Here is a 12,709-nt window from a genome sequence, read left to right as displayed (position 1 = left end):
CTGTCGGTGTCCGGGGGCCCGCGGTGGCCGCCGGCCGGTCAAGCTGTCGTTGCGTCCTCGGGTGCGGCGCCGGCCGGGCCGGTGAGGGTCCTGGCCAGCCAGGTGTCCACCGCGGCCGCGGTGGTGCCGGCGTGGTCCTCGAGCATCGAGTAGTGGTTGCCGGCCACTTCGACGACCGTGTCCACGTGCTCGGGCGGTGCCGCGCGCCCGTCGCCGTCGCCGCCGGCGGCGGCCGGCACGGGCTCACCCGCCCGTACGAGCAGGGTCGGTGCGGCGGTCTCCGGCGCGGCCCAGTCGTCGAACAGGCGCAGGTAGCGGCCCATCGCGGTGAGCTGCTCGCCGCCGGACCTCATGTACTCCAGGCGCTGTGCCTGCGCCTGCGCCATCGCGTTGAGCACCTGGTGGTCGAAGGGGACCTTCCGGCTGAAGCTGTCGACCATCACCACGGCCGCGGGCCCCTCGCCCATGGCCTCCAGGTGTGCCGCGACCCCGACGGCGATCCAGCCGCCCGAGGAGTAGCCGAGCAGGACGACCGGCTTGCCGCCGGCGCACTCCCGCACGGTGCGGGCGTGCAGGCGGAGCACCGCGTCCGGGTCGGAGGGGACCGGCTCGTCCTTCTCGTAGCCGGGGTTGACCAGCGCCCACATGTCCAGCCGGTCGCGGAAGGGCGCGGCGAACCGCGCGTACTGGTGCGCCCCGGCCGGTACGACGTACGGCGAGAAACACATCACCGCGAAGGGGCCGTCCCCCTGCGACAGCCGTACCGGTGCGGGGCTCCGGGTCAGTTCCTCGGGCCGCTCGAAGGAGGGCCGGAAGCGGGCTGCCTCCATGAGCATCCCCATGGCCTCGGCGGCCTTCCCGTTCTCGCTCGCGTGCCGGTAGAGCTGCACCAGCATGTCGGCGGACCGCTCCGGTGCCGCGCCCCGGTCCGCGCCCTGCAGCTGCGTCAGCAGGTGCCTGGCGAGCTTGGCGGGCGTGGGATGGTCGAAGGCCAGTCCGGCGGGCAGCCGCAGGCCGGTGGCCGCCGACAGGCGCCGGCGCAGGTCGATCGCGGTGAGCGAGTCGAAGCCGAGCTCCAGGAAGTGCGCGGTGGGCAGGACGTCCTCGGCCGACGCGTGCCCGAGGACCACGGCGCTCTGCGAGCGGATGTGCTCCACCAGCCGCTCCTCCCGCTCGGCCGGCTCCAGCCGGGCCAGTTCGGCGGCCAGCTCCGCACCGCCGGGCTCCTCGGCGCCGGACTCCCCGCTCTCCTCGGCCGCCAGGAGCCTCTGCACGTCGGGCAGTTCGGCCAGCAGCGGGCTGGGCCGCCCCACGGTGAAGGCGGGCAGGAACTTCTCCCAGTCGATCGGGGCGACGACGAGAGCCGCCTCGCCGTGCTCGACGGCCTGGCGCAGCGCGGAGATCGCGAGCTGGGGGTCCATGACGCCCAGGCCGCGCCGCTCGCCGCGCTCCTGGACCGTGTCGTCGACCATGCCGCCGCCCGCCCAGCCGCCCCAGGCGACCGAGGTCGCCGTCAGGCCGCGGGCCCGCCGCCGCAGTGCCAGGGCGTCGAGGAAGGCGTTGGCACTGGCGTAGGAGGCCTGGCCGCCGCTGCCCCAGACGCCCGCTCCGGAGGCGAACAGCACGAACGCGTCGAGCTCGCGGTCCCCGAGCAGCTCGTCGAGGTGGACGGCGCCGGTGGCCTTGGCGGCCGCGGCCTCGGCGAACTCCTCCAGGGTCGAGTCGGCCAGCACGGAGGAGCGTGCCGAGCCGGCGGCGTGCAGCACCGCGGTCAGCGGGTACCGGGACTCGATGCCGGAGAGCAGCCCGGCGACCGCGTCGCGGTCGGCCATGTCGCAGGCGACGATGGTCACCTCGGCGCCCAGGGCGGTCAGTTCCGCCCGCAGTTCCTCCGCGCCGGGAGCATCGGGGCCGCTCCTGCTGGTGAGCACCAGGTGCTGCGCGCCCGTGCCGGCCAGCCAGCGGGCGAGGTGCCGGCCCACGCCGCCGGTGCCCCCGGTGACGAGGACGGTGCCGCGGGGCTGCCACGGTGCGGCGGGCTCGCCTTCGGCGGGCCGTGCCCTCACCATGCGCCGGCCGTACACGCCGTCGGCCCGTACGGCGAGCTGGTCCTCCGCGCGCTGGGCCAGCGCTCCGACCAGGTGGCGCAGCGCGTGCTCGTCCAGCTTCTCGGGCAGGTCGACGAGACCACCCCAGCGCCGGGGCAGTTCGAGGGCGGCGACGAGACCCAGTCCCCACAGTTGTGCCTGGCCGGCGTCGCGCAGCGGGTCGTCGGCTCCGGTGGAGACGGCTCCGCGGGTCGCGCACCACAGCGGTGCCTGGATGTCCGCGTCACCCAGCGCCTGCACCAGCGTGACGGTCGCGGCGAGACCCGCGGACAGCGTCGGGTGGGCCGGGTGGCTGCCGGGTGCCAGGCCGAGCATGGAGAGGACACCCGTGGGCTGTTCGCCGTCGAGCTCCTCGGAGAGCAGCTGCGCGGCCCGCGCGCTGTCGCAGTCGACGGGGAGTTCGACCACGCGCACCTTGGCGCCGTGCGCGCCGAGCACGCCGGCGACGCAGGGCGCCCACTGCTCGTCGGCCAGCCCGGCGGGGAGGACGGCGAGCCACTGGCCGTCCAGTCCGGGGGCCGGCTGCTCGGTCAGCCGCCGGAAGGAGACGCGGTAGCGCCAGCCGTCCACCGTGGACCGCTCGCGGCCGCGCCGGCGCCACGCGGACAGCACGGGCAGCGCCGGGCCGACGAGGGCGGCGCCGTCCGCCCCGAACCGGTCGGCGAGACCGGCCGGGTCCGTGTTCTCCACCAGCTCCCAGAACCCGGCCTCGGCCGGATCGGCGCCCGCAGGCACCGGATCGGCGGTCTCCAGCCAGTACCGGCGCCGCTGGAACGCGTACGTCGGCAGGTCCACGCGCCGCACCGGGTGCCCCGCGAAGGGCACCGTCAGGTCCACGGGGACGCCGCTGACGTGCAGTTCGGCCACGGAGCGCAGGAAGCGGTCCATGCCTCCCTGGTCCCGGCGGAGCGAGGCACCGGTCACGGCGTCGACGCCGGCCTCCTCGGCGATCGTCTGCACCGCGTCGGTCAGCAGCGGGTGCGGGCTGCACTCGACCAGCACCCCGTACCCGTCCGCGAGCAGCGCGCCCACGGTCCGCTCGAACTCCACGGTGTGCCGGGCGTTGCGGTACCAGTACTCGGCGTCCAGGGCGGTGGTGTCGAGCACCGCGCCGGTCACCGTGGAGTAGAAGGGCACGGCGGCCGGGCCGGGCGCGACCGGGGCCAGCAGCTCCAGCAGTTCCGGGCGCAGGCTCTCGACCTGGGCGGAGTGCCCGGCGCCGGTGGCGCCGCGCACCTTGCGCACGCGCACGCCTTCGGCCTTGAGCTCCGCCAGCAGGTCGTCGACCGCGCCGGGTTCCCCGGAGACGGTCAGGGCGGCGGGCCCGTTGACAGCGGCGACGGACAGCCGGTCGCCGTACTTCTCCAGGCGCGCGCGGACCCGCTGGGCGGGCATGGCGACCGCCAGCATGGCGCCCTTGCCGATGAGCCGGCTCAGCGAGCGGCTGCGCAGGACCACGATCCTGGCCGCGTCGTCCAGCGTCAGCGCGCCTGCGACGTAGGCGGCGGCGACCTCACCCTGCGAGTGGCCGACGACCGCGGCGGGTGTCACACCGTGGGAGCGCCACAGGGCCGCCAGCGACACCATCACGGTGAACAGCGCGGGCTGGGCGACCTCCACCTCGGTCAGGTCCGGTGCGCCCGGTACGGCGTGCAAGACGTCCAGTAGCGGCCAGTCGAGGTACGGGGCGAACGCCTCGGCGCAGGCCGCGGCCTGCTCGGCGAAGATGGGGGCGCATTCCAGCAGTTCGCGGGCCATCGCCGGCCACTGCGAGCCGTGGCCGGGGAAGACGAAGGCGACCTTGCCGGACGCCGCCGCGGTGCCCTGGACCACGGTCTCCGCGGGGGTGCCGCCGGCGAGCGCCGCGAGCCCGGCCCGCATCTCCTGCCGGTCCCGGCCGACGACCACGGCCCGCTGCTCGAGCCGGGTGCGGGTGGTGGCCAGGGCGCGGCCGACGTCGGGCAGGGAGAGCCCGTCGTCGCCTTCGAGGTGCTCCAGCAGCCGGCGGGCCTGCTCGCGCAGGGAGCGGGCGGTCTTCGCGGACAGCGTCCAGGGGAGGGCGTCCAGGGGCGGGCCGGCGGGTGCGTCCTGCGCCGTGGGGGCCGCCTCGTCGCCGGCCGCGGTCCCGGCGGCGGGCGTCTCCTGCGGGGCCTGCTCGATGACGGTGTGCACGTTGGTTCCGCTCAGCCCGAAGGAGGAGACGGCCGCGCGCCGCGGCCTGCCCCGCTCGGGCCAGGCTGTCCGCTCGGTGAGCAGGCGCACGGTGCCGCCGGACCAGTCGACGTCCGGCGTCGGCTCGTCCACGTGCAGCGTCTGCGGGAGGACGCCGTGGCGGATGGCCATCACCATTTTGATGACGCCGCCGATGCCCGCGGCCGCCTGCGCGTGGCCGATGTTGGACTTCAGCGAGCCCAGCCACAGCGGTTGCCCGTCCGGCCGCTCCCGGCCGTACGTGGCCAGCAGCGCCTGTGCCTCGATCGGGTCGCCGAGCCGGGTCCCGGTGCCGTGGGCCTCCACGGCGTCCACCTCGTCCGGGGTGAGCCGGGCGTTGGCCAGTGCCTGCCGGATGACCTGCTGCTGGGCCTTGCCGCTGGGCGCGGTCAGGCCGTTGGAGGCACCGTCCTGGTTGACGGCGCTGCCGCGTACGACGGCCAGCACCTCGTGCCCGTTGCGGCGGGCGTCGGACAGCCGCTCCACCAGGATCAGGCCCACGCCCTCGGCGAAGCCGGTGCCGTCGGCGGACGCGGAGAACGCCTTGCAGCGGCCGTCGGCGGAGAGAGCGCGCTGCCGGCTCGACATCGTGAACGCGGAGGGTCCGGCCATCACCATCACGCCGCCGGCCAGTGCCATGGAGCATTCGCCGCCGCGCAGCGCCTGTACGGCGAGGTGGAGGGCGGTCAGCGAGGAGGAGCAGGCGGTGTCGACGGTGACCGAGGGCCCCTGGAGGCCGAAGGTGTAGGAGAGCCGGCCGGAGATCACACTGGCCGCGGTGCCGCTGGGGAGGTAGCCCTCCACGCCCTCGGGCACCTTCAGCGGCCGCCCGGTGTAGTCCTGGTAGCCGGAGCCGACGAAGACGCCCGTGGGGGTGGAGCGCATCGTGTCGGGGGCGATCCCGGCCCGCTCGAACGCCTCCCAGGCGGTCTCCAGCAGCAGCCGCTGCTGCGGGTCCATGGCGACGGCCTCCCGGGGGCTGATGCCGAAGAGCCCGGGGTCGAACTCGTCCGCGTCGTGCAGGAACCCGCCCTGGGTGGTGTACGTGGTTCCGGGGTGGTCGGGGTCCGGGTGATAGAGCGCCTCGACGTCCCAGCCGCGGTTGTCGGGGAACCGGGAGATCGCGTCGCGGCCGGAGGCGACCAGCTCCCACAGGTCCTCGGGCGAGTTGACGCCGCCGGGGTAGCGGCAGGCCATCGCGACGATGGCGATCGGCTCGTCCAGTACGGCGGCGGCCGCCGCGGTGGTGATGTCCGCGGACGGGGCGCCGGTGAGTTCGGCGAGCAGGTGCCCGGCGAGGTCATCGGCCGTGGGGTGGTCGAAGACGAGCGTGGTGGGCAGGGTGAGGCCGGTGGCCTCGTTGAGCCGGTTGCGCAGCTCCACCGCGGTCAGGGAGTCGAAGCCGAGGTCCCGGAAGGGCCGGTCGGCCTCGACGGCGCCCGCGGTGCGGTGGCCCAGGACGGCGGCGGCGTGCGTGCGGACGAGGTCCACGACCGCGCGGGCGCGGTCCTCGGGCGACAGCGCGGCCAGGCTCTCGGCGAGGGCGCCCGAGCCGCGGCCCGCCTCGGGGGCCTCCTCCGTGAGCGTCGCGCGCACCTCGGGAAGGTCGCCGAGCAGCGGGCTGGGCCGGCCGAGGGTGAACGGCACGATGAAGCGGGGCCAGTCGACGTCGGCCACGGTCAGCAGGGTCTCGTCGCGGTCGAGCGCGCGCTGCAGCGCGGTGACCGCCACTGCCGGGGTCATCGCGCGCAGGCCGCGGCGTCGCAGCCGCTCCTCGTCGTCGCCGTCCTCGACCATGCCGCCGTCGGCCCAGGGGCCCCAGGAGACGGCGGTCGCGGTGCGGCCGCGGTCGCGGCGCTGCCGGGCGAGGGCGTCGAGGAAGGCGTTGGCGGCGGCGTAGGCGGCCTGGCCTCCGCTGCCCCAGACACCGGAGATGGAGGAGAAGAGGACGAAGGCGTCCAGCTCCTGGTCGCCCAGCAGCTCGTCCAGGTGCGCCGCGCCGCCGGCCTTGGCGGCGAGAGCTGCGGCGAAGGCGGCCGGGGTGGTGTCGTCCACCAGGCCGGCGTCGGCGACCCCGGCCGCGTGGACGACGGCGGTGAAGGTGTGCTCGGCGAGCAGGGCCGCCACCGCGTCGCGGTCGGCCACGTCGCAGGCGGTGACGGTCACGGCGGTGCCCGTCTCCTCCAGTTCGGCCTTGAGGGCGGCGGCGCCGGGGGCGTCGACGCCACGCCGGCTGGTGAGCACCAGATGCTCCGCACCGGCTCCGGCGAGCCACCGGGCCACATGCCCGCCCAGCGCACCCGTACCGCCGGTGATCAGGACGGTGCCGCGGGGCCGCCACGAGCGGGTCGCGGCCCGTGCCGGTGCGTGCTCCAGCCGCCGGGTGAAGACGCCGGAGGCGCGGACGGCGAGCTGGTCCTCCTCCCAGCGCCCCGCCAGGGCCTGCGCGAGGACGCCGGCCACGTGACCGGCGGCCTGGTCGTCGAAGGTCTCCGGCAGGTCGATGAGGCCGCCCCAGCGCCGGGGCTGCTCCAGGGCGACGGTGCGGCCCATCCCCCAGACCTGGGCGTGCCGGGCGTCACGTACGGCGTCGGAGCCGCTGACGGCCACCGCGCCCGAGGTGAGGCACCACAGCGGGGCGTCGAGGCCCGCGTCTCCCAGGGCTTGGACGAGGAGCAGGGTGGGCAGCACCGGGTCCCCGGTGAGGAGCAGGGAGAGCACGCCCTGGACCGGGCCCGCCTCGGCCAGTTCGCTGGTGAGAGCGGTGCGCTCGGTCGTCGCACCGACGGCCACCGTCCTCAGCGTCGCGCCGCGGGCGCGGAGCGCGGCGAGGACCGCGGCCGTCCGCTCGTCCTCCTCCTGGTCCACGGCCACCAGCCAGGTGCCGCCGGTGGCGGCCGGGGCTGGCCCGCCCAGGCGCTGCCATGTCTCGCGGTAGCGCCAGCTGTCGACGGCCGACTCTTCCTGACGCCGGCGGCGCCAGGAGGACAGGCGGGGCAGCACGTCGCCGAACGTGTCCTCCGCCGCGATGTCCAGGGTCTCGGTGAGCGCTCGGAGATCCTCGCGCTCCACGGTCCGCCAGAACTCCGCGTCCACCGGATCCACCACCGCGGCGGCGGCCCGCGGGGCGTCCACCCAGTACCGCTCGTGCTGGAAGGCGTACGTCGGCAGATCAGTCCTGCGCGCACCGGCGAAGAAGACACCCCAGTCCACGGGGACGCCGACGGTGTGCAGCCGGGCCAGGGCCGTCACCAGCGCCTGCCGCTCGGGCCGGTCACCACGCAGCACCGGCACGGCGACCGGCTCCTCCAGGCACTCCTGCGCCATACCGCTCAGGACACCACCCGGGCCGATCTCCACGAACGTGCTCACACCCAACTCGTGCAGCGTCCGCACCCCGTCCGCGAACCGCACCGCCTCACGGACGTGCCGCACCCAGTACTCCGGCGTGTAGGCCTCCACGGGCTGCCCCGTGAGGTTGGAGACGACCGGGATGCGCGGCTCGTCGAAGGACAGCCCGGCGACGACCTCGCCGAACTCCGCCAGCATCGGCTCCATCAGCGGCGAGTGGAACGCATGGCTCACCTTCAGCCGCGACGTCTTGCGCCCCTGCTCGCGGAAGACCTCCGCGACCGCCAGGACCGCCGCCTCGTCGCCGGACAGCACCACCGACGAGGGCCCGTTGACGGCGGCGATGCTCACACCGTCGGTGAGGTGGGGCAGGACGTCCTCCTCGGTGGCCTGGACGGCGACCATCGCCCCGCCCTCCGGCAGCGCCTGCATCAACCGCGCCCGCGCCGACACCAGCTTCGCCGCGTCCTCCAGCGACAGCACCCCCGCCACATGCGCCGCCGCGATCTCACCCACGGAGTGGCCCATGACGTAGTCGGGCCGCACCCCCCACGACTCCAGCAGCCGGAAGAGCGCGACCTCGACCGCGAAGAGCGCGGGCTGCGTGCACCCGGTGCGGTGCAGCGTCTCGGCGTCGACGTCGACCGGCGCGTCGAGACGGGCGCACACCTCGTCCCAGGCCGCGGCGAAGACGGGGAACACCTCGTACAGCTCACGCCCCATCCCCACCCGCTGCGACCCCTGACCCGAGAACAGGAAACCGACCTTGCCACCGACCGGGCGCCCCAGCAGCACCTGGGAGGCCGGGGTCCCGGCGGCCAGGTCCGCCAGCCCTTGGAGCAGTTCCTCGTGGTCCTCCCCCACGACCGCGGCCCGGTGGCGCATGGCCGCGCGGGTCGTGGCCAGCGACAGCCCGATGTCCTGCGGCCGGGCCCCGCCGCGTGCGAAGGGCAGCAGCCGGGCCGCCTGGGCCCGCAGCGCCTCGTCGCTCCTCGCCGAGAGCACCCAGGCCAGCGGGCCGCCGGCGTGGCCCTGCGCGGGCTCCTCGTCCTCGGCCGGTGCCTGTTCGATGACGGTGTGGGCGTTGGTGCCGCTGACGCCGAAGGAGGAGACGGCGGCCCGGCGCGGATGACCGGTCTCCGGCCAGTCGACGGCCTCCGTCAGCAGCCGCACGTCACCCGCCGACCAGTCCACGTGCGGCGTCGGCTCCTCGGCGTGCAGCGTCCGCGGCAGCACGCCGTGCCGCATCGCCATCACCATCTTGATCACGCCGCCGACACCCGCGGCCGCCTGCGCATGACCGATGTTCGACTTCAGCGAACCCAGCCACAACGGCCGGCCCTCCGGCCGCTCCCGCCCGTACGTGGTGAGCAGCGCCTGCGCCTCGATCGGGTCGCCCAGTGCCGTGCCCGTACCGTGCGCCTCCACGACGTCGATCTGGGCAGGAGACAGACCGGCCGAGGCCAGGGCCTGCCGGATGACCCGCTGCTGCGCGGGGCCGTTGGGCGCGGTCAGGCCGTTGGAGGCGCCGTCCTGGTTGACGGCGCTGCCCCGTACGACCGCCAGGACCTCGTGGCCGTTGCGGCGGGCGTCGGAGAGCCGCTCCACCAGGAGCATGCCGACACCCTCCGCCCAGCCGGTGCCGTCCGCGTCCGCCCCGAACGCCTTGCACCGCCCGTCAGGGGCCAGCCCGCGCTGCCGGCTGAACTCCACGAAGGCGGTGGGCGTGGTCATCACCATCACGCCGCCGGCCAGCGCCATGGAGGACTCGCCACTACGCAGCGACTGGATCGCCCAGTGCAGGGCCACCAGCGACGAGGAGCACGCCGTGTCCACGGTGACCGCCGGGCCCTCCAGCCCGAAGGTGTAGGCGATGCGGCCGGACATCACACTGGCGGAGTTGCCGGTCCCGAGATGGCCGTCGGACTCGCCGCCCACCCCGACCAGGAGGTTGACGTAGTCCTGGTAGCCGGAGCCGACGAAGACCCCGGTACGGCTGCCGCGCACCGACTCCGCGTCGATACCGGCCCGCTCGAACGTCTCCCACGTGGTCTCCAGCAGCAGCCGCTGCTGCGGATCCATCGCCACGGCCTCCCGCGGACTGATCCCGAAGAACCCGGCGTCGAACTCCCCCGCCTCGTACAGGAAACCGCCGTGCCGCGCATACGTCTTCCCCGCCGCCAGCGGGTCCGGGTCGTAGATACCCTCCACGTCCCAGCCGCGGTCCGCCGGGAACTCCCCGACCGCGTCCGTACCCGACGCCACCAGCCGCCACAGATCCTCGGGCGAACGCACCCCGCCCGGATAACGGCACGCCATACCGACGATGGCTATGGGTTCCTGGTCCTTCTCCTCGATCTCACGAAGGCGCTCCCGGGCCTGGCGAAGGTCCCCGGTGACGCGCTTGAGATATTCGAGAAGCCTGTCTTCGTTGCTGCTCATCCGCCTCATCCGTCCTCGGCTGTCGTCTTGGGTGGAGCGCCAAGAACTAGATGTCCTCTAGATCTTGATCGATCAGATCGAAGATGTCGTCGACCGTCGCGTCCTGGAGCTCTCGCTGTGCGTCGGCCGATACCGTGCTCGGCTCGCCGGCGGAACTGACCAGGGTCAGCAGCTCCTGCAACCGCCTGCGCACCCCTGATCTGACCGTCTCCTCTGCGGCTGCGGTCGTGACCACCGACTCCAGCCGGTCGAGCTCGCTGAAGACCGACAGCTCGCCCGGGCCCGTGCCGCCGACGAGTTCGCTCTCCAGGTACCGGGCGACCGCCTCCGGCGTCGGGTGGTCGAAGACCAGCGTCGCGGGGAGGGTCAGACCGGTGTCGTCGGTGAGCAGGTTGCGCAGCTCCACCGCGGTCAGGGAGTCGACGCCCAGGTCCCGGAAGGCCAGGTCCGGTTCGACCGCCGCGGTGCCGCTGTGACCGAGTACGGCCGCGGCGTGCGCGCGGACCGTGTCCACGAGCAGGCGCTGCCGTTCGGCCGGGGAGAGCGCGACCAGTTTCTTCTTCAGCGCGGACGGCTCGGCGGACTGCTCACGAGGCGTCGCCGCGAGAGCCTTCTCGACCTCGGGCAGATCACTCAGCAGCGCGCTCGGCCTGCTGACGGTGAACGGGACGATGAACCGCTCCCAGTCCACGTCCGCCACGGTGACCGCGCCGTCCCCGCCGCTCAGCGCACCGTGCAGTGCGGAGATCGCCCGGTCCGGCCGCAGCGTGGTCAGGCCTCGCTGCCGCAGCCGTTCCTCGTCCCCGGTGTCGGCGACCATCCCGCCCTCGGCCCAGGGACCGTAGGCGACCGCGGTCACGGCGAGGCCGCGGGCCCGCCGGTGCTGCGCCAGCCCGTCGAGGAAGGCGTTCGCCGCCGAATAGGCGGCCTGGCCTCCGCTGCCCCACACGCCGGAGATGGAGGAGAAGAGGACGAAGGCGTCCAGTTCCCGGTCGCCCAGCAGCTCGTCGAGGTGCATCGCGCCGAGGGCCTTGGCGGCGACCGTCTCCGCGAAGGCGTCGAGGCTTGTCTCGGCGAGCATGCCCGCCTCGGCGGAGCCGGCCGCGTGGACGACGGCGGTGAAGGTGTGCTCGGCGAGCAGGGCGGCCACCGCATCGCGGTCGGCCACGTCACAGGCTGTGACGGTCACGGCCGTGCCCGTCTCCTCCAGCTCGGCCCGGAGCGCGGCGGCGCCGGGAGCGTCGAGACCGCGACGGCTGGTGAGCACCAGGTGCTCCGCACCCGCCCCGGCGAGCCAGCGGGCCACGTGCCCGCCCAGCGCACCCGTACCACCCGTGATCAGCACCGTCCCGCGCGGCGACCACGAGCGGTCACGACGGGCGGCGGGCAGATGCGACAGGCGCCGTGCGAACACTCCGCGGTCGCGGATCGCGACCTGGTCCTCGTCCCGCTGGCCGAGCACCGCGACGAGTCGGCCGACGGCCCGGTCGTCCGCCGCGCCGGGCAGGTCCACCAGACCGCCCCAGCGCTGCGACTGCTCCAGCGCGGCGACCCGGCCCAGGCCCCAGACCTGGGTCTGGTACGGGTCCGCCGGCTCGTCGGCGGGGCTCACGCCCACCGCCTTCCGGGTCGCGCACCACAGTGGGGCGCCGATGCCCGCGTCGCCCAGGGCCTGCACGAGCAGAAGGGACAGCGCGACACCGTTGGTCAGTGCGGGGGCCGCCGGGGCGGCCTCGCCGTCGACGGCGAGCAGCGACAGGACGCCCGTCACGCTGCGGCCGTCGGCCGCCCGGGCGAGCTGGGCCGCCAGTTCCTCACGGCCGGTGGCCGGATCGACCGGTACCGGCAGCGTGGTCAGGCCCCGCTCGGCGAGCCCGCGCAGCCACGCGGCGCTCCACTCGTCGTCGGGCAGCCCGGCGCTGACCGGTACCAGCCATACGCCGCTGCTTGTCGAGTCCTGCGGGGCGAGGTCGGCCATCGCCTTCCAGGTGATCCCGTAGCGCCAGCTGTCGACGGTCGACTCCTCGTGGCGCCGACGCCGCCAGGAGGACAGGCGCGGCAGTACGTCACCGAACGTGTCCTGCGCCGAGATGTCCAGGGTGTCGGTCAGCGCCTGGAGGTCCTCACGCTCCACCGTCCGCCAGAACTCCGCGTCCACCGGGTCCACCGCCGTGGCGGCGGCCTGCGGGGCGTCGACCCAGTACCGCTCGCGCTGGAAGGCGTACGTCGGCAGATCGGTCCGCCCCGCACCGGCGAAGAAGACACCCCAGTCCACGAAGGCCCCGACCGTGTGCAGCCGGGCCAGAGCCGTCACCAACGCCTGCCGCTCGGACCGGTCACCGCGCAGCACCGGCACGGCCACCGACTCGCCCGCACACTCCTGCGCCAAACCGCTCAGCACACCGCCCGGGCCGACCTCCACGAACGTGGTCACACCCAGCTCGTGCAGCGTCGCGATGCCGTCGGCGAACCGCACAGCCTCCCGGACGTGCTCCACCCAGTACTCCGGCGTGTACGCCTCCACCAGCCGCCCCGTCAGGTTGGACACCACCGGAATCCGCGGCTGCTCGAACGACAGACCGGCGACCACCTCACCG

Annotated in this window: 2 protein-coding genes; both read right to left on the bottom strand. The window is 74.7% G+C overall.

The annotated features are described in order from the left end of the window. Window positions 1-38: 38 nt before the first annotated feature. Window positions 39-10,112 (bottom strand): type I polyketide synthase, encoded by a 10,074-nt coding sequence (locus IE242_RS34395; RefSeq protein ID WP_189866513.1) that lies wholly within the window; start codon window positions 10,110-10,112, stop codon window positions 39-41. Window positions 10,113-10,158: 46 nt separating this feature from the next. Next, window positions 10,159-12,709: SDR family NAD(P)-dependent oxidoreductase (locus IE242_RS34390; protein ID WP_189866511.1), on the bottom strand; the 2,551-nt coding region annotated here is incomplete at its 5' end.

Origin of the sequence: Streptomyces poonensis (genome assembly GCF_014650915.1) — a bacterium.
Lineage (GTDB): Bacteria > Actinomycetota > Actinomycetes > Streptomycetales > Streptomycetaceae > Streptomyces > Streptomyces poonensis.
The sequence above is the reverse complement of the archived record's forward strand: the minus strand, read 5'-3'. Positions and strand labels throughout refer to the sequence as shown.

What these genes read in the sequence shown, in the direction of transcription:
- IE242_RS34395 (WP_189866513.1), bottom strand. Translation starts at nt 10,112, where the DNA reads ATGAGCAGCAACGAAGACAGGCTTCTCGAATATCTCAAGCGCGTCACC.